We start from the raw sequence: 22,276 nt of genomic DNA, 5'->3' as shown, positions 1-22,276 counted from the left end.
AGTATAGCGTAAAAACAATACAGATATATCCTGCATATAACAACTGATTTTAAAAATGACACTCGTCTAAGGGGCAACCTAAACGAATGTCATTTCCATCTGTTCTTTTGAAGCATACTCCCATTGTTAAAAAAAGTTCTTTCGCAAGCAGCCTGTAGACATCCAGCCGCCTCTCCTGTGAATGTGGGATACTGCATATCATCGCTTCGTCGAAACCGTACATTTCCTGTTCGTCTCTCAGTTGCTTTGCTACGTCTCCGGCCGAACCGACAATATGGAGGTGCCTTCTATCCTGAATCCGCATCTTGTCCATTTCAGTCAACGGGTACTCCGCCGCTTCTTCCGGTGTCATGGCCTGTGTAATCTGTCCGTTCATGAGCTTGAGGCTCGCGATGTCCTGCGGCAATGCCTGGAATTCTGCTTCTTCCTTCGTTTCTGCGGCAGTGACCATATAGCATACATTGATCTCCGGTTTTTCCATGAACGCGGAGGGTTCGAAATTTTCCTTGTATGCATCAAGGATGCCTTTGGACAGGTCTCCATTGAAAAATTGGGCAAATGAATAGCCGGCACCGAGCCTGGCGGTGGCGATTGCACTGTTACCGCTGGAACCCAGCATCCAGGCTTGCGGCAAAGTGACATTTCCCGGCGTCGCCCTGACAGAACCGTACAGTTTACCATCAGGTGTTTCATCATTGATGTACTGCATCGCAATCGCGAATTTTTCATACATATTGTCCATCTGCGGCCGTCTGCCCTCAGACAATGCATAAATACTTTGACCATCTCCGCCGGGGGCTCTTCCGACGCCGAAATCTATCCTTCCCGGTGAAAAGGCACTGAGCGTCTTGAACACTTCAGCCATCTTCAGCGGTGAATAATGCATCATCATTACACCACCCGTGCCGATGCGGATATCCTCTGTTTTCGCAGCGAGTCTTGCCGCTGTGACTTCGGGAGCTGAACTGACGTGTGACGGCAGACTGTGGTGTTCCGCCATCCACATGCGGTGATACCCGAGTTCATCGGCAAGTATTGCAAGTTCCTCCGCTTTTTTCAAAGCATCTGCTGCATTGTTTCCTTTTGTGACGGGCGCCTGATCCAGCACACTTAGTCTCATTAAATATCATCCTTTTCTTCGTCATATATCGAGTGACTTGGTGAGTTCCTGTTCTCTTTTCAGTTTTTCAGGTGTCACATCATTGCCAAGTGGATCGACTACTGTCAATCCTGAAAAGGAATCAAGCACCTGCCCTCTTATCTGTTTCAGGTAGTCCTCTCTCAATTTTTTCTGTTCTGCTCTTTCTGTTTCCGTCAGTCCGTCAATTTTCTGTTTATTTGCAAGTTCATTAATCCTGTCCAATCCTGCGATCATTTTCTATCTTCTTCCTTTCATTTATTAAAAAACGTAAATTTTGGTTTGCTGATGGCCGGGAACTTAGGTACAACATATTCACCAAGTTCCTGTATGACCTCTTCGGCCGGCCGGCTGCTTTCCTTCAGGCTGATCATCACATGGTTGACTCCTGCTTCCTGATATGCATTGAGATAATCGATCAGAAAGTTTCTCCCCGCACGGAAACCGACGGGCTTCTTCTTTGGCGCTTCCCCCGGACGTTCCGACAGGTCGACAGCCAGAGACTGTGCAAAAGGCTTGAATTCCGTTGTTGCCTGCCGCCATTTTGCTACCAGTGCTTTTTGCCCCTGTAAATCCTGGGGATAAAAAAACCAGCCATCGGTGTTTTCCGCAAGCCATTCCAGTGTCTGCCCGCCGTACCCTGTACCGAAAACAGGGATATCCGACAGCTCCGGCTTCGGCACCACATCGCCGTGCGTCAAATTCAGGCGATCTGTCTGGATTTCAGGAAACTCTTCACTCCACAACCTTCTCATGGCCTGAAGGGATTCCCTGAAAAGCTTCCCTTTGTCATCAATATCCGCTTTGAAGGCCGGAAACTCCACCGGGCGGTCTCCGCTTGCTGCACCGAATAAAAACCGCTGTCCTGACAGACTCTCCAAAGTCGCTGCGGACTTTGCCGTATGGATGGGATTCCTCAATGTAGTCACGATGCTGCCTGTCACCAGGGATATCTCCCTGGTATGTGCTGCAACATAGGTCAGGAACATGAATGGATCATACAGCCCGCCGACATCCCCGAAATCAGGGTCATATAAGGGTGCATCTCTTACTGACAAAGAGGCAAATCCATAATCTTCAGCACGCCTGGCATGCTTCATCTGTTCCTCAAGATTCATCTCAGGAAAACTGCCCGTATATGCTTCAAGAGGAAAGCCGAGACCAAGGGTCATTTTTCCTTCCCTGAATGTCCTGTTAAAGCCTCTATGTGATTCAAACTTTTTCAATTCTCTCACCCGATTCCATATTCATCAGACCACCATGTTCTCTTCCACCCATTTTTTCAGATCGGTCACATGGTGCACAAAGCGATCCGATTCCACCTGTTCAGCAAGTGAGGCGATCGTTTCCCTCTTCAGCACCGCTTTCCATGACTCCTCCGCTTCTTCCATCAGCCCACCCAGTACACAGCACCGGTCGTCATACTCCAGTTCAAGTACATCATTCAAGATGCCACTCGGGCTGTACAGCGACTGCTGCCCTTCGATTGCAACATAAATATCATATACCCGGATATCTTCAGGATCCTTTTTCAGCTTGAATCCTCCCTTCACCCCGGGTACGGAAGTAATCAGGTCGGCACTTACCAATTTCCTCAACAGCTTTTGAAAATATGTGGGTGACGCTCCAATCTGGCCGCTGATCACTTCACTGTGCAGCACCGCCTTATCCGGCAGCATGTTCAGTAGAAGAACGGCATATACCGACTGTTCGACACCTGTCTTCATCTGCATATCATTCACCGCTTCTCATTAATCATAGATTAAACCGGATAATAATTATCCGGATTATAAGTAATTCTAACAGATTCCTTATTAATAGACAATATCTGTGCCTGGAATAAAAAAACAGCACACAAAAGTGCACTGTTCTGATTGATGTCAATCCATTCCTATATTCAATTATAAAATTCAGCAAGGTATGAATATCTGGTGTGAGGTTCCGCTATCCTTCTTCATATGAAATCAATATCTCTTCAAAAAGATTCCAGAACTTCTCCTGATCAACCGATTCTGCAAACAGCGTATTCAGCTCAAGTCCGGTGGTCCCAAGGAGATCCACTGCGGTCATGCCGTAGGTGAACTCACCTTTCGTCTCTATGCTGACATTTACATGCTTCATGTCGAAGAGGTCCGGTTCAAGCAGATACATGGTGGTACAGGCATCATGGATCGGCCCGCCTTCAAAACCGAAATGGTCTTTGTATGCCCGGCCGAAAAACTCAAGAAGTTCATTCACGAAGATCGCGATTTCACCTTCCAGCCTGCTGAATCTCTGTCGAATATCTTTGTCAGCCATCACCTGGTGGGTTACATCGAGTCCGAACATGGCAAGTGGTACACCGCTTTCGAAAACGACCTTTGCCGCTTCTGCATCCACGTATATATTGAATTCCGCAGCAGGTGTCCAGTTGCCGAATGTGCCGCCGCCCATGAGTACAATCTCTTCTATGTTGTTTTTAATATCCGGGGCCTTGATCAATGCAAGCGCAATATTAGTCAGCGGGCCGGTTGGAACGAGTGTGACTTTCTCCTTTGAAGATCTTATGCTTGCAATTATGAAATCTACAGCATGCTGCGCTTCTTTGGTTTTAACGGGTTCAGGCAATACAGGCCCGTCCATCCCTGTATCACCGTGTATTTCAGTCGCTATCTCGCTTGGTTTTACCATTGGCCCCGATGCTCCCTGGTATACGGGAACATCCAGTTCCAGCAATTCGCATATTTTCAGCGCATTGACAGTGTTCTTCTCCACTTCCACATTGCCTGCGACGGTCGTAACTCCCAAAATCACAAGCGGACTTCTCCCTGAAGCTGCGATGATGATTGAAATCGCATCATCATGGCCCGGATCGCAGTCCAGAATGACTTTTCTCTTATCCATATAATGATCCTCCCAAAATAGATTCCCTACCAATCAAGCTGATCTGGGACAAAAAAGCCGGAGCCCGCGCGGGCTCCGGCTGATATTACTGCGGACCTTCCTCCACCAGGGTCTCGACGTCCGACACGATCTCATCCAGCTGGAATGATGTATCACCGGTATCGACACCGGAGTAGTCTTTAAGTATTTTGCCGTTCTGGTCAATCAGGTAGAAACTGATGCCGTGAGTCACCTGGTTGCTTCCTTCAGGCGGCGGTGCGACAATCGTCTTGAAGTTCTTCTCTGCGAACTGTCTGATGAAGTCGTAATCATAGCCGTTCAGGAGTTTCCACTCCGTGCCTTCCGGCACGTTGTACTGGGACAGATAATCTGTCATCACCTCAGGTGTATCCGTTTCAGGGTCCACGGTGAAACTGAGTATGCCATAGTCTTCTATACCCTTTGACTCTAGTTCATTGACCACCTGTGTCATGTTGGAGGTCATCGGCGGGCAGACTGTTGCACAATTTGTAAAGATGAAATCCAGGATCCATACTTTACCTTCCATATCCTCGCGGGTAAATGTCTCACCGTTTTCATCGGTGACTTCGAAGTCGTTGATTTCATTACCGTACCTCGACATTACCTCGACGCCGGAGGAATTACATGCAGACAAAATCATCGAAAGAATAACAACACTGAACAAAAGCTTTCTCATCGTACATACCTCCGTATTAATCCTAACCTTACTATATCAAATAAAATTCCATGGACAAGCGCAAAATTTGTCTTTTTGTGAAAACTGTGTGGCACATATAAACCGTTTTAGTTCCGGATCTCGTCATAAAAAAGAGGCGGCATGTGCCGCCTCTGTGTCTATTTGAAATTCGCAGTGCTTCTTTCGTTCACCGCTTTCACTTCCAGTATGTTCTCCATCCGTTCCTTCAGTTCTTCGACGTGGGAGATGATACCCACCATCTTGCCGCTTGTCTGCAGTTCAATCAGTGTACTGATTGCCATATCCAGAGTTTCAGGGTCAAGCGTACCGAACCCTTCATCGATCAGCATGGTGTCAAGACTGATGCCTCCGGACTCCTGCTGCAGTGCTTCATTCAGGGCGAGTGCAAGTGTAAGGGAGGCCTGGAATGTCTCCCCTCCGGAAAGTGAGGAAATATGCCTTGCCCGATTATTATAGAAATCGAATACTTCTATATCAAGGCCGGTCTTGCGGTTGCTTTTCCCTGTACTCCGTCTCAGTTCATAACGGTGGCTGGTCATCTCAAGCAGCCTGATATTGGCAATATGCAGGATGCGGTCCAGGTAGTAGGTCAATACAAACCGCTCAAGCGAAACTTTCTGCTCATTCTTTCCGGACACAGCATTCACCAGCTCAACCAGTTCATCGACCTCACCGAGTTCAGCCTCATGTTTCTCTGCAAAATCACTGATCTTTTCCTTGATGTTTCCATTATGCTGCATCCGGGCATAGAGACGGGCATTGTCATTTGTTTTCGTCTCTATTTCCTTGTCCAGAACGCTCAGCTTCTCCCTGTCTTCCTCCACCGGAATCTCTTCTGTCGACTCAAGAACTGATTCAAGGTCGTTTATCCGGCTCTTCAGAATGTCCTTTTGAGTATGGTATGCCCTTATCCTCTCCTCGTCTTCATTTACATCGGTATTTTTGAGGATGGAAAACAGAACGTTCCTGCCGGCAAATTCATTATCTTTCAGGAAATCATCTATGACGCGGGTGTTTTCCTCCAGCTGTCCGCTCATTTCAGAGAGCTGTCTGCGGGCTGCTGCCCTGTTCTCCTCAAGCCGTGATTTCTCCTCCCGGTAACGCTGCCTCTCCTGTTCGGCTTCCTCCTGCTGTTTCTCGTAGCGTGATACTTTCTGCTGCCTTGCCTGGAACTCCCTTTGAAATTCCTCACAGGTTTCAAACTGTGTCTGTTCACTGAATTCCTTTTTGAGTGATTTCTGCTGTTCAACGGCATTTTCCGCATTGTTCATCCGGATCCTGTTATCGCTGATGCTGCTCTCGAGCCTGCGCATTTCCTCATCGAGCTGCTTTTTCCTGTCATACCTTTTATGGTTGTCATCAATTTTCTTCCGGACCTCATTCTGGTGTCTTTCTTCGGCCTCAAGTTCCTTTTCAAGTTTTTCAGTATCATACCTTTCCATGGACCCGAGTATGCCGTCCACGATTCCAAGATTCTTCTCCGCCGTTTCCAGCGCATTGCCACATTCCTGCTTTTTTGTTTCAAGCGCCCTGAGCTCCGCTTCGTCCTCCTCGCTCATATAGTCCCGTGCCACGGGCAGAACTGAAACTGTCTGCCTGCAGACCGGGCATTCCCCGTCCTTTTTCAGATGTCCTGCGAGGTGCTCGATATGCACCTTATCCTCCGGACTGTACATGCTTCCAGTATCTTCCTGTATTTTTTTGATGGCTGTTTCGGTGTCTTCCATTTTTTTACGGAGCTCCGTGATTTCCTTTTCCAGCGTTTGCTTCTTCCCATCATATCCGGCGCTTTTGTTTTCCCGCTCAATCCATTCGCGCATTTTCCGGCACTCGGCAACGGACGCTGACAATTCATTACGCAGGATTTCGCTTTCTGCATGTTCCCAATGGATCGAATCGTCCTCCTGTCTCACTTCCGCAAGTTTCGCTTCCTGCGCTTTTATATCAGAGGCAAGGTTTTGCCGTTCTTTCATTTTTGACTGCAGCACCCCGTCCATATCCCTGAATCTCGGATCTTCGACGAACCGCTCTGTACTGTTGATCCATTTCACAAGTTTCGTATAGCCTTCCCTGTAACGGCTGATTTTGTCAAGAGTCTGCCGGAGCGCCTCGCCTGATGTTTCCAGCTCTTTCAGACCGGTGTCGATGGTGTTCAGCCGTGTTTCCAGTTCCTCTTTCTGTTTTATGAGGTCCTGCTCCGAACGAAGTTCGTATTCAACCGTCTTCACTTTCCTGTACTGTCTGACAGCTGTTTCCAGACGTTCTATCGAAGCTGCATTTTCTTCATGGTCTTTCAATTCCTGTTTCGTACTGGCGAGTTTCAGAGCCTGCTCGTTATGCCGTTCCCTGCGGCTGATGGTTTCCCTGAGTGATGTCGCCTCTTGCTTCAATTTTTGGAGTGCTTCCTCCAGCATCCTATATCTGTTACCGAGTGTTGTACCGATTTCCTCTATGACTTCGATACGCTTAGCCGCCGTCGGATATTCAGCATCGATCAACTTCTGCAGTTCCGCATCACCGTTTGCGCTCAAGGTGCTGAAAAGTTCTTCAACCCGGCTTTCGACAAGCTCGATACTTTTCAATTTTTCCTTTTTCAGTTCATTCAGCCGCATCTCAAAATGGACAAACCGCTCCGTTCTGAACAAAGTCCTGAGTATCTCCTGTTTGCTTTCACTTGAGGATACAAGCAGGCGTTTGAATTCCCCCTGGGGCAGAATGAGGATCTGTCTGAACTGGTCGGCATCGAGTCCAATGATGCCGAGCACTTTTTCTTTCACACCATTGATGCTGCCCTCGAGCACTTCGCCTTCCTGATCGTATATGGCGGCTTTCGGAGGGACAGGGGTCTTCCTGCCCTCCTTCTGATAGCTGAGCGTCCGTTCCACCGTATACTGACTGCCGCGGATTTCAAATGTCAGCTTCACCCGGCTGATGTCACTGTCCGTTGCAAACTGGCTGCGGACGGAGCCTTCCATCCTGTCGGAAGTTGACAATGTGCCGTAAAGTGCATAGGTGATGGCATCGAAGATCATCGTCTTTCCCGACCCTGTCCGTCCGCTGATCAGAAACATGCTGTCTTTTATGGAACTGAAATCAATGGATTCATCTTCGAAGGGTCCGAAGTATTTCATGTCCAGTCTAATCGGTTTCATCTATATCACCTTTGAATAGTTGTTTGAATAACCCCTGCTGATATTCTGTGAGTTCACTCCCGTGCACCTGTTCGATGAATGCATCGAAGATCTCCCGGTCGCTCGAGCGGTTGACATCCACTTTGCTCATGCTGTTTTCCCGGACCTCTACCACCGGCCGGAGTTCCAGGGTATTTGGATATATCATCTTGAGTTTAGCCATCGGATCCTTGATGGTCTCAAGCCCTGTAAGTTCAAACTTGAAATACGCATTTTTGTCCGGGAAAGTGACCTTTTCGTTTATGACCTCATCATAGCTGCCTTTGTAGTGCACCAGGTCATACTTCGATTCGGTCGGCACAAATCGGCATTCAATCCCCTCCCCGGTATCTATCACCCTGAATCCTTTGGGCTGTCTGACTTCGGAAAAAGAGTACTTGAGCAGCGAGCCGCTGTAGAAGATGGCGTCATGCGTTATCGCAAATGGGTGATGGAGATGACCAAGCAGGATCAGGTCGAAGTCTGTGAAAAGGTCTGTCCCCACTTCCTCGGACAGACCGATTGAAAGCGGCCGTTCGGAATCACTCGCCTTTGCATCCGACATGAACATATGACCGACAAGAATATTGCGGGCGCCGTGGTCCATCACATTGCGGATTTCTGCTGTAACCCTGCGGTACACATCATGATGTGAAACGATCGATTCATCCATGAAATACTGCTTCGCCTCCAGAACATCCATGTAGGGGATCATGTAGAAATGATGGCCATCAATGACCACCGGCTTCAGTATGTCCCCGATGGATGTGCGCATATGGTAATTACTCTTTTCAAACCAGCGGCTGCCGTAATCCAGCCTGGACCTTGAGTCATGATTTCCGCTGATGGCAAGTACAGGCACGCCGAGTCCGATATTGATCCTGTATAGATATTCATTGACAAGTTCAAGTGCTGCCTGCGACGGGTTGCTCCTGTCGAAAACATCCCCTGCTATTACACAGAGGTCTATTCCTTCATCCTTTATATATTCGACCAGCTGATCCAGCACATGCATCTGATCAGAAAGCAGGTCGGTTCCGTTGAGCCTTCTGCCGATGTGCCAGTCGGCAGTATGTAAAATTTTCATATCAACACCTCACTAGATGATTATACTAGAAAAACCGCCCCCTGGTAAATTTCGGGGACGGTTCTGTTCAGTGCAGCTCTCTGATGGATATTATGAGATCATCCAGTTTGCTTTCCATCCTGTACAGGAGGAAGAAGGTGATCGCAGCCGGAAATCCAACATCGCTGACCAGTGTGATCCACTCCATGATCAGATGAGTTCAGTGACGTTCTGCTCGACGATTTTGGCAGAGTATACTGATACCGGCTTGCCCTGCGTCGGTGCGAGCGCATTGGTGGCGATGAGACGTCCTGCTTCCTGCAGGAGTGTCTCTTCAGTCAAATCATCAGCCGGATTGCTGATGTTGAGTGTAAAACGGCGGTCGGCATCTGTGTTGAATACAACAACCAGTTTCTTGTTCATTCATTATTCCTCCTTTGATTTTGAATCTACTTGATTACGTATACTTCCTCTTTTTCCACTGTCGGATAGAAATCGTTGCTCAGATTCTGATAGATATCAGCAAGCGTGTTGATATCCGCATCGGTTGCGTTCGTATCCAGGTTCCTTACGGATCTGAAACGCAGCCTTTCCTCACCTTCACCGTCGACTTCAATGAAATAGAACTTTGCACTCAGGCTCTTGATCATGTGCTCCACCTCCTTTCACACCATATATCGACACAAATTGTTAGATGGACAATTTTTCTTTTAAATCTTATAATGGCTAGGAGGTGAGCATATGAATGACATTTTTATATGGCTGATCGTCCTGTGGACATTCATCATGCTGGGACTGATGATAATTGGCGGATATTTCATGTTCAGGAAGTTCTTAAAGAAGCTGCCCCGGGAGGATGGCTACAGTGAACTCGACTGGCAGGATCATTACATACAGCAGGCCCTTCCATTATGGGACGAAGAGTCGAAAGCTTTGCTGAATGAACTGGTTTCCCCTGTACCCGAGCTGTTCAGGGATGTGGCCAAAGAGCGCATTGCCGGAAGGATATCAAAGATTGCACTGGATGAGGGGGCAAGGGAGATCACCCTGGACCATATAATGAAGGGCTATATCATTGCCACGCCGAAACGGGACCATAAATTCATGAAGAAGAAACTCAATGAGCTCGAGATAGATTATACGCCGTACGAGGATCTGTTCCAGTATGCGGATGATGAAAAGCAGAAATTCTCTATATTCGAACAGACAGAAAAAATAAGCAGCAGATCAGAATGAACTGATCTGCTGCTTTTTGAATGCCCTCAGGTGGATATACATGCTGAGCCGCCATATGACGATCATGACAAATGCCAGCAGGAAGAACATACCGCCGATCTCTCCGGGTGAGATGCTCATGGATAGGATCGATTTGAGTATTATTCTCAGTGCAAGCAATGTAACGAGGATAAGTGGAAAAAGTCTGGATTGTTTTACATAGAGCGCACTGTCCTTCTCTTCATATCTGGTGGTCAGCACCAGCAGTATGGAGAAGACGGCGCCCATTATCACCGATTCCCCGATTTCCACGGGTGTCAGCCTGAAGTACGGGAACACATACATCAGTGCACCGGTCGACATCATGACGGGCGGAATCAATATTTTCTTCATCGTGAGCGGCCGCTTCGCGGCCTTCTGCCTGACTATGATTGCACCAACGCCCATGAAAACCGCCATTATGGAAGCTGCTGTGAATAATATATTTTCCATATCCATATCAGAACCCCTGGAAATCTCCAAAGAACGGTTGCAGCCAGATGATGATCTGAGTCAGTCCGTCAAAATACAGCAGGACTCCCATCAGTATCATGAGGACGCCGCCCGCTTTCATGATGATATTAGAGTACTTCAGCATCCAGCGTGTGCGGGATACAAAGAAACTCAAAATGAAGAACGGCACTGCAAAACCAAGGCAATAGACGATCATTAAAATCAAGGCATTGTTCGGCTCCGTTGCACTCATGGCGAAAATCGCACCGATGATCGGTCCGTTGCAGGGCGACCAGCCCGCAGCAAATGCCATACCGATGAATATGGATCCAAGGAACCCAGAAGGTCTGTTTTTAAACTGTACTTTCCTGTCTTTCATCAGGAAATTGAAGTTCAGCACTCCTGTTATGATCAGGCCAAAGACGATTATCAGGATGGATCCCAGCTGTCTTATCAGATTACCATGCTCGATCAGGAACCCGCCTAAAAATGCTGTACCAAAACCGAGTGCAATATATATCAGACTGAACCCGACAAGGAAGAAAAGTGTATGCAATATCGCTTTTGCATTAAATTTTTGTTTTTCCACTTCATTATAGCTCATCCCTGTTATGTAAGAGACGAAAGCAGGAAACACCGGAAGCACACAGGGCGAGATAAAACTCAGAACACCGGCTCCAAATGCAAGGAGAAACGTTACTTCACTGCCCATGATACTACCCCCATTCATAGTCATTTTATCAGACGTGATGGGGGTTGTTATATAGTTTATGGGAATGTTTTAGAACTTTCTATGACATTTAGCCCTGGCCGTTCTGGAGCTGATACATCCTGTGATAGATTCCACGGCTCCTGATCAGTTCATCATGCGTGCCGCTTTCTGCGATTGAGCCGCGGTTCAGCACTATGATCTGGTCTGCATCCTGGATGGTGGAAAGCCGGTGTGCAATCGCGAGGGTCGTCCTTCCCTTCCTCATTTTTGAAAGTGACTTCTGGATTTCCTCTTCCGTTTCAGAATCGATGTTTGCCGTCGCCTCATCCAGGATCAGTATTTTGGGATCCATGGCCATCGTCCGGGCGAAAGCGATGAGCTGGCGTTCCCCGCTTGAGAACGCACTCCCCTTTTCAATCACTTTATGGCCATAGTCACCGGGCAGCTTTTGAATGAACCGATCCGCCCTGACGAACTTCGCCGCCTCTTTCACCTGCTCGAAAGTCATTGTAGGATGATACAGTTTTATATTCGACTCCACTGTCCCGTAGAAAATGAAAGGATCCTGCAGCACCAGTCCGATCTTCTCCTTCATTTCAAGCTTTGGAATTTCTTTGATGGACTGCCCGTCAATCAGTATCTCGCCTCTTTCAAATTCGTAGAACCGCATGAACAGATTGATGATTGAACTCTTGCCTGAACCAGTATGTCCAACGAGCGCCACCGTCTGGCCCGATTCTGCTGTAAATGAGATATCATTCAGAACATCGACTTTGCCGTCATAACTGAAAGTGACGTTTTTAAACTCCACTTTCCCTTCTGTAATGTCATATGACTCATTTTCATTTTGAACCGGCTCCATCCGCCCGTCATCTATCAGAGCGAACACCCGGCTTGCGGCGACAAGTGCCTGCTGGAAAATATTCAGATTCTGACTGACCTGGTTGATCGGTTCGAAAAAGCGTTCCATGTACTGGATAAAGGCGAATACGACACCTGCTGTCACGCCGCCTTCAAAACTGAGCAGACCAAAATACGATAAAATCAATGCGATTGCCAGCACACTGATCATACTTATGGCCGGCCTGAGCAGAAGTCCGTCAAGCCTTACATTCTTCATATTGTACTGATAATGCGCTTCGTTGATTTCTTCAAATTCACTCCTGAGACGCTTCTCCTGGTTGAAGACCTGTATGATCTTCATGCCCTCGATGCCCTCTGCCAACTTTGCATTCAAATCACTCAGAAGCTGTCTTGCGTGCGAGAAGAAATTGGCGGAATACCGGCGGTAGACTGCAAGGATCAATACGATGACCGGCATGAATATGAGCGCAAACAATGCCAGTTTAAAATCCAGCACGAACATCATGATGAAACTGGAGATCACCATGAAAAATGCCATGAGGAATGACGCCAGCACACCGATGAACATCTCGACAATCGCCTCTGTATCATTTGTGAGCCTGGAAACTACACTGCCGCCCGGCACTTTGTCAAAATAGCGCATACCGAGCCTGCCGATCTTACTGAACGCATCAATTCTCAATTGCTGGATGACTCTGAACGCAAGATACTGGAAAAGATAGATCTGCATATATGTCGTAACAGCTCCAACTGCCTGGACCAGGAAGAAAATGATGATGAGCCAGGTTATATCCGATTCCGGAAATACTCCCGGCGTCAAATATTCATCGATGAAAATCATGACGATATAAGGTGTCGCGACACCCGCTACCGTCGAAATGATCAGCATCAGGAATCCTGCCAGAAGGGTCTTTCTGAATGGCAGCGTATACTTCATCAGGCGGATGAGTACCTGTTTTTGATCATTGAAGGTGAGATTGAACGTATTATCCTCCATTACCCATCCTCCTTTTCCACAAGTTCATCGAGAGAACTTTCCAGTTGCTCACGCAGTGCCTGGGCGTTGTAGGTATCATGGTACCAGCCCTGTAGTTCCATCAGTTCCCTGTGTGTGCCACGCTCGAGCACCGTGCCGCGGTCCATGACGATGATCAGATCAGCATGGCTTACGGCACTCATGCGATGGGCTGTAATGATATTCGTCTTGCCCGCCCTTGCCGACTGCATATTGGCAAGGATCCTCTCTTCAGTCTCTGCATCCACAGCGGACAGAGAATCGTCCAGTATCAGCACTTCAGGATCGAGCACCAGCGCCCTGGCGATGGAAATCCGCTGTTTCTGGCCGCCGGACAATGACACCCCGCGCTCCCCGACTACGGTGCCGTATCCATCCGGGAATGACTTTATGTCATCGTGTATATGACTGAGGCGTGCCGCTTCACTGACTGCTCTATCGTCAAGTCCGGGATTGCTGAATGCGATGTTATCCCTGATGGTTGCAGAGAACAGGAAATGATCCTGCGGCACATAGCCGAACCGGCTTCTCAAATTTGTCAGGCCATAGTCCCGGATGGCATGTCCGCCGTACATGATATCGTCAGGATTCACAGTATCGAACTCGCGGAGAAGGAGTCTGATGAGGGCACTTTTTCCGGAACCGGTACGTCCGACGATGCCAAGTGTCGTCCCTTTTAAAACAGTAAAACCGATATCCCTCAGACCGGCCGTTTCATCACCCGGAAAGTTGAAGGCACCGATATCGAATGTTATATCACCATCCGGAGCGTCTTCGATCCTGTAATCTGTTCCGATGTCATTCCGTGTCATCATCACTTCCTCAATCCGGTCATATGATGCCCGTCCGCGCTGCACAAGGTTGAAGAACCATCCCAGTGCAAGAAGCGGCCAGACCATCATGCCGAGATATGTTGTAAATGTCACCAGCTGCCCGATGGAAATCGTTTCATCAAGCACCATCCGGGCACCAAACAGGATGGACAGAAAGTAACTTATGCCGATCACCGACATGATTGTCGGATCGAACAGAGCATCCACTTTTGACACTTTCAGATTCTTCTCGACAACTTCGTCACTCAGGCTGCGGAAATCTTCATGGTCGCTCTCCTCATAGCCGAAAGTCTTCGTCACTTTGATGCCCGCGACGCTTTCCTGCGTCTTGTCATTCAGCCGGCTGAAGGCTGCCTGCGCCTTTTTGAATCCCCGGTTGAGCAGGGTACCGTAATAACTGGTCAGGATCACCATCAGCGGCAGCGGAATCATCGCAATCAGCGTCAGCTGGGGACTGATTGTGACTGCCATCGTGACCAGAACAGCGCCGCCTGTAATCAGTGAATCCGCAATCGTCAGAATCCCCGCACCCGCCGTTGCCTGGACTGCCTGGATATCATTGGTTGCGTGCGCCATCAAGTCCCCCGTCCGCCGCTTCTGATAGAACGCCGGACTCATCTCGGAGTATTTTCTGTAGAGCCTGTTCCTCAGAATCCTTCCCAGACGGTAACTTGCACCAAAGATCATTATTCGCCAGAAGTACCTTACGATATATGTAAGCAATGCAACCCCAATAAGCAGGACGACAAATTGCATCAATATGTTTCCGGTTAAAGTAGACTCCGTAATGTGGTCGATCACAAAACCAATAACCTGTGGTGGAACAAGTTCCAACAGGGCCACAAGCAATAGCATAATAATACCCAGGGTATAGCTTCTCCATTCCCTTTTGAAAAACCACCCAAGTTTCCTGAAGACCTGCATACCATCCCCCCCTTTTCTCGATTCAGCTTAAATTTTACCATATATTTCGAACAATGAAATAATATGCATCTAATCATTTGGTCTGATTTTGATATTGGAATAATACATAAAAAATACGGCTGCCATACCAGCAACCGCATCGGTACTTTCCATCATTGATATTCTTTGTGATTTTCACCCCATATAGCGATAGTATACATTCTTCGCTTCCATTTCATCCATTGTGCCATGTACCAAGGCCCTGCCGTCCTGAAAGAGGACGATCCGGAAATCTCCATCCTGGATTGAAAGGAGGTACGGGTTCCAAGACAGATGCAGGTTTTTATTGCTCCTAAGCTTTTCTGCCACCTCGCTTAGACTGGCCATATTACCCTGCGGACGAATCTGGACTGTGTCACGACCACACATCACCGTGGTTTTCGTCTGATTTCCGTAAGACAGGTGACTATAGGTCCTGTTGTCGGAACATGACGAACAATCCGGTTTCTTCAGCTTCTCTATCTCCATCTCCATGTGTTCATTTTTCCAAAGGTCGAATGCAATCAATTTTCCGGATATTTGTGCTCTGTTCCCTGTTAAAAGTTTCATTGCTTCGGTTACCTGGTAAGATACAACATGCTGCACTGCCGGCTGTATTACTCCTGCGCTGTCACATGTGGCACCGGAGGAAGGCAGATATTCCTGCAGACATTGAAGACAGGGTGTATGGCCCGGTATTATTGTAAAAGTCATTCCATAACCCGCTACACAGGCACCGTATATCCACGGCACCTCGAATTTTTGTGAAATATCATTCACCAGCAACCTGATATCAAAATTATCAGTCGCATCGATTATCAAATCAATGGCCGGCGCAAGTTCCGATAACAGGTCTGCCCCTGCATCCGCCATGATCGCTTCCACTTCGACCATACTATTGATATCATTCAACCGATTCTTGGCTCCGATTGCCTTTGGCAGCTTTTCATAAGCATCCTGTTCACTGAATAATTGCTGGCGCTGAAGATTGCTTTCTTCAACATAATCACGGTCGATAAGCGTCAGTTTCCCAATTCCTGCCCGTACTAAAGCCTCGGCACTGCCGGATCCCAAAGCACCGGCACCAACAATAAGCACATGACTCTCCATCAACCTGTCCTGTCCGGTTTCACCAATAGGTTCAAACAATGTCTGACGGTGGTAACGGTTAGTCCCTGACACTGATACCTTCCTCCGGACTGCTTGCCACAGCGTAATCTTTTTTGGGAATCCTGCCCGCTTCGTATCCAAACCTGCCTGCATGGACAGCAAGTTTCATCGCTTCAGCCATCTTCACCGGATCTTCTGCACCAGATACTGCAGTATTGAGCAGGACACCGTCAGCCCCAAGTTCCATGGCATAAGCTGCATCAGCAGGAGAACCAATCCCCGCATCAACCAGGACAGGAACATTCGACTGTTCAATGATGAATGAAAGATTCAACGGATTAATAACCCCCTGGCCGCTGCCTATCGGAGAGGCACCGGGCATTATGGCATGGGCACCCGCTTCTTCCAGCTTCCGTGCCAACACAACATCATCCGACGTATAAGGCAGGACAGTAAATCCTTGTTTCAACAGTTCTTCAGTTGCCTTTAAAGTTTCCACAGGATCCGGCAGCAAGGTTCTGTCACAGCCGATCACTTCCACTTTAATCATGTCACACCTCCCGGAAGCGGCAGCCAATCCGGCAATCCTCACAGCTTCTTCGGCATTTTTCGCCCCGGCAGTATTGGGCAGAAACCTATATTTTTTTGGATCGATCTTTTCCAGGAAGTTTGGTAAGGATGGGTCAAATATGTTCATCCTTCTCACAGAAAAGGTGAGTACTTCTGTTTGTGATTTCTCCACTGCCTGTTTTTGAATATCATAATCCGGGTATTTTCCCGTTCCCAGAAACAAGCGTGATTCAAATTGATATTGTCCAATATTCAGCATAATCATCCTCCTCCGACAAAATGTACAATTTCCAGTGTATCTCCATTTTCAAGCATTCTCTGACGATAGTGTTCCTGTTTCAGTATGTCTCGGTTGTGTTCGATGATGACCGGCTTCTCCGCCAGTCCGAGATGCTCAAGCAATGTTGTGACGCTGCTCACTTCATCACCCAGTTCCATGCTGTTTCCGTTGATGACCAAATGCATTTTCATCCACCTCCCCTGCCGATAAATTCGTTCACACGTCCTGCATTAAAACTTTCATAATAGGATGGATCCACCCGCTTCCCCGTAATCAGGTCTGCCATATAGATTCCTGTAATCGGCGAAAGCAATATCCCATTGCGGTAGTGGCCGACCGATATATATAAGCCTGAAACATCAGGCACCGCGCCCATATATGGTTTACCATCAGAAGTTCCCGGGCGAATCCCCGTCCATAATCTGTTTATGCTTGCTTTCGATAACTCAGGTACCATAAGGAATGCTTTTTCCAAAAGTAGCGAAACAGCCTTGGCACTGATTTCCTTATCAGTCCTGCCCGGCAGGGAGGAGGCGCCCACAAGCACTTTCCCTCCCTGTTTCGGTACCAGATAACAGCCATCAGATGAAACTGTCGCCTGAATGACCGGGGTGTCCAGTTCCAGCTCCAGGCATTCGCCTTTTACGGGTATAGTTGAAGCGGTTTCCGGGATCAATCCGGAGCCGAATACACCTGTTGCGATAACAACCTGATCTGCATGGTAAGTATCATGGATTGTGCTCACACCATATATTTCGCCATCCGTCACTAGTAAATTAACCACTCTTTCATTTTCGTGAATGACTGCCCCACGATTTTGAGCCGCTTTAAAAAATGCTTTGCTCAAGTCTGGGGCAGATACCTGTCCGTCATCCGGCATATAGACTGCACTTGCCACCTCAGACGTAACACCGGGTTCCAACTCCAGAACTTCTGCACGTGAAAGAATATATGCAGGATTACCCATACTTTTCTGAAACGCCTCGATTTCCTCCAATTGCCGATTTTGCTGCTGATCAAATGAAAGTTTTAAAATTCCTTTATGGACATAATGAATATCAATATCAGTTTCTGAAATAAGTTCATCAGACAATTCTTTGAATAAACGTCTGCTATCCTGGGCAAATCGGAATAGCGGACCTTCTTCAGTAAATTCATTTTGTGCCCCCAGCATGCCTGCAGCAGAATTAGATGCTTCACACCCTGTCGTGCTGCTTTCCAAAACCAATACCCGATATCCCCTTTTGGACAGCTGATATGCAATTGAGCATCCAATCACACCACCGCCCACGATAATCTGGTCAAACTTTTTTATCATCTCTCGATTATCCCTTCCTTCAGAACTTTTCTATAATCCCTGACTGCTTTCACCGGATCATCTGCCTGCCAGACGCCGGACATTACCGCAATACCTTCAGCGCCTGCATTGATTACAGCCTCAGCCCGTTCCGGTGTTATGCCGCCAATCGCTATTACCGGGAGAGATATGTAATCAATAATAGATTTTAATTCGTACACACCTTTTGGTGTTTTCCCAACTTTTGACCGGCTTTCAAAAATGTGTCCATACACTAGAAAATCAATATCCTTTGCATTTGCTTTCTTCGCTTCTTCCAATGAGTGTATGGATTGTCCAATCATTATTTCCGGAAAGCTTTTTCTTACTAGTGTACTCGGCGCACTGTGATAGGCCAATTGGACACCTGCACATTTTTTCATCACCGAAATATCAATCCGGTCATTTATAATCACTTTGTGCAGGGGTATATTTCCCTTTTCCAGCACATTAATAATTTCGATCAGCTCTCCAGCAGACTTTTTCTTTTCACGCAGATGGAAATAATCGATTGCACTGTGAATTTTCATTAAGATATTCAAATGCTGTTTTGAAAAATTACCATCACTGATAAGATGCAGCTGTCCATTCATCCAATTACTCCTTTTTTCTGCGTTGATTGAAAAGAAAACTAAAAAAGCCACTCACCCGTAAGGATAAGTGGCTTTGAAAATATATTCGTCTTTACATAAATTATATTCAGCAAATTTCACCACTTCCCTACGCTGGTGTTATCCAGATCAGGTTCCAAGGGTCCGAAAATCGTCTCAGCCAGAAGGCTCCCCCAGTGCTCATCTATTTAATTTTCTAGTTTCAGAATATCATACATCAAAAGACTTTCAAAGGTATACCGCTTTATTTTATTAAAAGTTCGGAAAATAAATTATATTTCAAATTAGTGTTGACTTTGACATTTTTCCTGTTTATAGTGATAAACAACAATTAAATATTCGATACACTTTCTTATCCAGAGAAGTCGAGGGACTGGCCCTATGACGCTTCGGCAACAGGCATATAAAGTACTGTGCTAATTCCAGTAGCATCACGCTAGAAGATAAGAGGAGACTTTAATATATACATTGCCCTCTTCTTTCTCAAAAGCAGAGGGCATTTTAAATTCCCGAATATCTTCCGGCTATTAATATCAATACCATCAGGAGGCGAAAGAAATGAGCAAAAGAAGTTTAAAGGAACGTCTGGAACAAGGTACCGTCATTGTTGGTGAAGGTTATTTATTCGAATTGGAGCGAAGGGGCTATCTTCAGGCAGGTTCATTTGTACCGGAAGTGGCACTTGAAAATCCGGAAGCATTGAAACAGGTCTACCGTGATTATATGAATGCGGGATCCGATGTGGTGCTTGCCTTCACATACAATGCACACCGTGAAAAGATGAGGATCATCGGCAAAGAGGATCTTCTTGAACCATTGAACAGAAATGCAATCAAATTGGCGAAAGAAGTCGCAAAAGAACATCCGTCAGAAGAAGCGCTGGTCGCCGGCAATATTTCAAACACCAATATATTCAATCCTGATGATCCTGCCTCTAAAGAAAAGGTAAGGTCCATATTCAATGAGATGGTTTCATGGTGTAAAGATGAAGGCGTGGACTATATCAATGGAGAAACATACTATTATCATGAAGAGGCATTAATCGCTCTGGAGGAAATCAAAAAATATGATCTGCCTGCTGTCATCACCCTCGGGCTGATGGGTGAAAACATCTTGCGTGATGGATATACCGTAGAGGAATCCTGCAAAATCCTCGAGGAGAATGGTGCACTGGTTGTCGGCATGAACTGCTTCAGGGGGCCGGATACTATGCAGCCCTATCTGGAAAAAATACGTAAAAATACTACAGGATATGTCGGGGCTTTGCCTTTGCCTTATCGTACAACTGAAGAAAATCCAACATTCTTCAATCTGCCGGACGGCGGATGCAGCTGCCATCTTCCAACGGACACAACGTTCCCTACAGCACTCGATCCACTGTATCACAACAGGTATGAGCTTGCGGAGTGGGCAAAAGAAGCACATGATTCAGGAATCAATTACATCGGACTTTGCTGCGGTGCTTCACCCGCCATGCTTCGTGCTGTCGCAGAAGCAGTCGGTTTGGAAACAATCAATTCCAAATATTCACCGGACATGCATAAGCATTTCCTGTTTGGAAAGGATGAAACACTGCAGGAACATATCACTGAATACAGAACCAAGGCATAAGAAAAGCGAGAGGCAGGACACCGGTGTCCTGCCTCTCGCTTTTCTGTTTTTGATATCTTGGATGCCTGCAATTGCACAGCTCAAAATTTAATAGCTTAAACTTGCTCCCGGCCCTGTCGGAATGCCGAACATATACCATATTACAAAGAATACCGACCAGACGATGATGAAGATTACAGAATAAGGCAGCATGAGTGACACCACTGTTCCGATGCCATTTTCTTTACCGTAGCGCTGTGCGAAAGCGACGATCAGCGGGAAGAAGGGCATCAGCGGGGAGATGATATTTGTTGATGAGTCCCCTATCCTGTAAGCTGCTTGAGTAACTTCAGGTGCTATTCCAAGCTGCATGAACATCGGCACGAAGACCGGTGCCATGATCGCCCATTTGGCAGAATCTGCGGCCATGAAGAGATTTATGATTGCTGTGATGAATATCAATGATACCAACACTGATATTCCGCCTAAATTCAAGGCTTCTAGTATCGATGCACCATTTACCGCAATGATTGTCCCGAGGTTTGTGTAGTTGAAAAATGCAACGAACTGCGCAGCAAAGAATATCAGGACGATGAATCCTGACATTGTACTGAGTGAATCTGTCATGAGTTCTGCGACATCTTTATCATTTTTTATACCTTTGGTGACGATACCGTAAACGACACCGGGCACCAGGAAGATGAGCATCATGATGAAAATGATGCTGTCGATGAATGGTGAGTTTATGATACTGCCATCCTCACCCTGAAGTGGTGCCCCCGGTACCAATACCAGGAGGGCGATACCGATGATTACAGCGATGGCTGAAATATTCGCCCACAACAGGCCTTTTCTTTCCAGTGTGGTGATTCCGCTGCCTTCGGATCCTTCAAGCTCCCCTTCATAATTTCCGAGTCTCGGTTCCACCAGTTTATCCGTAATCAGTGTACCAAGTATCACGATGATGAAAGTCGAGGCGAACATGAAGAACCAGTTATCGGTGGCAAGGACTGTATAGCCCGGGTCGATCAGATGCGCAGCCTCTGTTGAAATGCCGCTTAGAAGCGGATCATTCGTTCCGAGCACAAGGTTGGCTGAATATCCCCCTGACACACCGGCGAATGCTGCTGCCAGCCCTGCAAGGGGGTGACGGCGGAAACCGAGGAAGATGATTGCGCCAAGCGGAACCAGTACAACGTAGCCCACTGATGCTGCGGCGTTTGACAGCACACCCATCAATACTACAATCGGTGTGACAAGTTTTGATGGTGCCCTTGTGACCGTATTTGTCATGATTGCGCTGATATACCCGCTCTTTTCAGCGATACCCACACCGAGCATTGCGACCAGCACGGGACCGAGGGCAACGAATGTCGTAAAGTTTTCGACCACACTTGTGAACATATAGGCGATACCGTCGGGCATCAGCAGACTGACCGCCTCGACTGTTATCATTTCACGCTCCATCGTCTCATTGTTGACACCGTTGTATGTCACACTGACATCCAGCATATACAGAATATGCGACAGTACAACTACGAGCAGCGTAAAAATTGCAAAGATCGTGACGGGATGTGGAAGTTTATTCCCCGTGTTTTCTATCCAGTTCAGCAGTTTTAATGTTTTGTTGTTCTTTTCCATAACTTTGCTCCTATAAGTTACTTTTTAAAAGTATATGTTAATATATAACTAAAAGTCAATATGTCAATACTATAAAAAAACATCTACTAT

At 47.0% G+C, this 22,276-nt stretch carries 23 protein-coding genes and 2 riboswitches; of the genes, 2 read left to right on the top strand and 21 right to left on the bottom strand.

The genetic code is table 11. The features are described 5' to 3' along the window. Positions 1-49: 49 nt before the first annotated feature. The 11 genes from WN59_RS00640 to WN59_RS00595 all read right to left on the bottom strand — a co-directional run bounded on the left by WN59_RS00640 (position 50) and on the right by WN59_RS00595 (position 9,625). Positions 50-1,120, bottom strand: coding sequence for an LLM class flavin-dependent oxidoreductase (locus WN59_RS00640; protein WP_231577041.1), 1,071 nt, complete (start codon positions 1,118-1,120; stop codon positions 50-52). A gap of 21 nt (positions 1,121-1,141) precedes the next feature. Beyond that, the gene (locus WN59_RS00635) at positions 1,142-1,375 is read right to left on the bottom strand and encodes a DUF896 domain-containing protein (protein WP_046511049.1); all 234 of its coding nucleotides are present in this window, start codon (positions 1,373-1,375) and stop codon (positions 1,142-1,144) included. A gap of 17 nt (positions 1,376-1,392) precedes the next feature. Next, positions 1,393-2,364, bottom strand: coding sequence for an LLM class oxidoreductase (locus tag WN59_RS00630; RefSeq protein WP_046511046.1), 972 nt, complete (start codon positions 2,362-2,364; stop codon positions 1,393-1,395). A gap of 24 nt (positions 2,365-2,388) precedes the next feature. After that, positions 2,389-2,871: an RrF2 family transcriptional regulator gene (locus WN59_RS00625; protein ID WP_046511043.1), complete on the bottom strand. Its 483-nt coding sequence runs from the start codon at positions 2,869-2,871 to the stop codon at positions 2,389-2,391. Positions 2,872-3,082: 211 nt separating this feature from the next. Continuing rightward, positions 3,083-4,021, bottom strand: a complete 939-nt coding sequence (locus WN59_RS00620; protein WP_046511040.1) for a nucleoside hydrolase — start codon at positions 4,019-4,021, stop codon at positions 3,083-3,085. Between the two features lie 85 nt (positions 4,022-4,106). Further along, positions 4,107-4,718 (bottom strand): SCO family protein, encoded by a 612-nt coding sequence (locus WN59_RS00615; RefSeq protein WP_046511039.1) that lies wholly within the window; start codon positions 4,716-4,718, stop codon positions 4,107-4,109. A 158-nt stretch (positions 4,719-4,876) separates the two neighbouring features. After that, a complete protein-coding gene (locus WN59_RS00610; RefSeq protein WP_046511036.1) occupies positions 4,877-7,891 on the bottom strand; it encodes an AAA family ATPase in 3,015 nt (1,004 codons plus the stop codon). Then, positions 7,878-8,996, bottom strand: a complete 1,119-nt coding sequence (locus WN59_RS00605) for an exonuclease SbcCD subunit D (RefSeq protein ID WP_046511033.1) — start codon at positions 8,994-8,996, stop codon at positions 7,878-7,880. The genes WN59_RS00610 and WN59_RS00605 overlap by 14 nt, the downstream gene beginning before the upstream one ends. A 67-nt stretch (positions 8,997-9,063) precedes the next feature. After that, complete coding sequence (locus tag WN59_RS13435) at positions 9,064-9,183, bottom strand: YvrJ family protein (protein ID WP_197073377.1); 120 nt, start codon at positions 9,181-9,183, stop codon at positions 9,064-9,066. Positions 9,184-9,185: 2 nt separating this feature from the next. Further along, positions 9,186-9,398, bottom strand: a complete 213-nt coding sequence (locus WN59_RS00600) for a DUF2922 domain-containing protein (RefSeq protein WP_046511030.1) — start codon at positions 9,396-9,398, stop codon at positions 9,186-9,188. A 26-nt stretch (positions 9,399-9,424) separates the two neighbouring features. Beyond that, positions 9,425-9,625: a DUF1659 domain-containing protein gene (locus tag WN59_RS00595; RefSeq protein ID WP_017548613.1), complete on the bottom strand. Its 201-nt coding sequence runs from the start codon at positions 9,623-9,625 to the stop codon at positions 9,425-9,427. A 91-nt stretch (positions 9,626-9,716) separates the two neighbouring features. Between WN59_RS00595 and WN59_RS00590 the strand changes: the two genes are divergently transcribed. Continuing rightward, positions 9,717-10,211, top strand: coding sequence for a DUF2621 domain-containing protein (locus WN59_RS00590; RefSeq protein ID WP_046511027.1), 495 nt, complete (start codon positions 9,717-9,719; stop codon positions 10,209-10,211). Here the strand turns inward: WN59_RS00590 and WN59_RS00585 are convergent. The 9 genes from WN59_RS00585 to WN59_RS00545 all read right to left on the bottom strand — a co-directional run bounded on the left by WN59_RS00585 (position 10,203) and on the right by WN59_RS00545 (position 18,937). Continuing rightward, positions 10,203-10,688 (bottom strand): CcdC family protein, encoded by a 486-nt coding sequence (locus WN59_RS00585; protein WP_197073376.1) that lies wholly within the window; start codon positions 10,686-10,688, stop codon positions 10,203-10,205. The two genes, WN59_RS00590 and WN59_RS00585, sit on opposite strands and share 9 nt — an antisense overlap. 1 nt (position 10,689) lies before the next feature. Next, a complete protein-coding gene (locus WN59_RS00580) occupies positions 10,690-11,394 on the bottom strand; it encodes a cytochrome c biogenesis CcdA family protein (RefSeq protein WP_046511024.1) in 705 nt (234 codons plus the stop codon). A gap of 88 nt (positions 11,395-11,482) precedes the next feature. Beyond that, positions 11,483-13,255 (bottom strand): ABC transporter ATP-binding protein, encoded by a 1,773-nt coding sequence (locus tag WN59_RS00575; RefSeq protein WP_046511018.1) that lies wholly within the window; start codon positions 13,253-13,255, stop codon positions 11,483-11,485. After that, positions 13,255-15,030 carry an ABC transporter ATP-binding protein gene (locus WN59_RS00570; protein WP_046511015.1) on the bottom strand — a complete coding sequence of 592 codons (1,776 nt, stop codon included), beginning with the start codon at positions 15,028-15,030 and terminating at the stop codon, positions 13,255-13,257. The genes WN59_RS00575 and WN59_RS00570 overlap by 1 nt, the downstream gene beginning before the upstream one ends. 174 nt (positions 15,031-15,204) lie before the next feature. After that, the gene (locus tag WN59_RS00565; protein ID WP_046511011.1) at positions 15,205-16,230 is read right to left on the bottom strand and encodes a ThiF family adenylyltransferase; all 1,026 of its coding nucleotides are present in this window, start codon (positions 16,228-16,230) and stop codon (positions 15,205-15,207) included. Beyond that, a complete protein-coding gene (locus WN59_RS00560; protein WP_156172369.1) occupies positions 16,217-16,987 on the bottom strand; it encodes a thiazole synthase in 771 nt (256 codons plus the stop codon). Before WN59_RS00560 ends, WN59_RS00565 begins: the two co-directional genes overlap by 14 nt. Before the next feature lie 2 nt (positions 16,988-16,989). Further along, positions 16,990-17,199, bottom strand: a complete 210-nt coding sequence (gene thiS / locus WN59_RS00555) for a sulfur carrier protein ThiS (RefSeq protein WP_052747203.1) — start codon at positions 17,197-17,199, stop codon at positions 16,990-16,992. Then, positions 17,196-18,326 carry a glycine oxidase ThiO gene (gene thiO / locus WN59_RS00550; RefSeq protein WP_046511005.1) on the bottom strand — a complete coding sequence of 377 codons (1,131 nt, stop codon included), beginning with the start codon at positions 18,324-18,326 and terminating at the stop codon, positions 17,196-17,198. The genes thiS and thiO overlap by 4 nt, the downstream gene beginning before the upstream one ends. After that, positions 18,323-18,937, bottom strand: coding sequence for a thiamine phosphate synthase (locus WN59_RS00545; RefSeq protein WP_046511003.1), 615 nt, complete (start codon positions 18,935-18,937; stop codon positions 18,323-18,325). The genes thiO and WN59_RS00545 overlap by 4 nt, the downstream gene beginning before the upstream one ends. Positions 18,938-19,044: 107 nt before the next feature. After that, positions 19,045-19,140: riboswitch (TPP riboswitch) on the bottom strand. 164 nt (positions 19,141-19,304) lie between these two features. Continuing rightward, positions 19,305-19,405, top strand: a riboswitch (SAM riboswitch). 108 nt (positions 19,406-19,513) lie between these two features. Here WN59_RS00545 and WN59_RS00540 point away from each other — a divergent pair. Beyond that, on the top strand, positions 19,514-20,566 hold the full coding sequence (locus tag WN59_RS00540) for a homocysteine S-methyltransferase family protein (RefSeq protein WP_046511000.1): 1,053 nt from the start codon (positions 19,514-19,516) through the stop codon (positions 20,564-20,566). A gap of 87 nt (positions 20,567-20,653) precedes the next feature. On the opposite strand, the gene WN59_RS00535 is transcribed toward WN59_RS00540, so the two are convergent. Beyond that, entirely contained in the window at positions 20,654-22,186 is a 1,533-nt protein-coding gene (locus WN59_RS00535) for an AbgT family transporter (RefSeq protein ID WP_046510997.1), read from the bottom strand. Between the last annotated feature and the right edge of the window lie 90 nt (positions 22,187-22,276).

The organism is Salinicoccus sediminis (genome assembly GCF_000986795.1).
GTDB lineage: Bacteria > Bacillota > Bacilli > Staphylococcales > Salinicoccaceae > Salinicoccus > Salinicoccus sediminis.
This window is presented reverse-complemented; position numbering and strand designations above follow the sequence as displayed.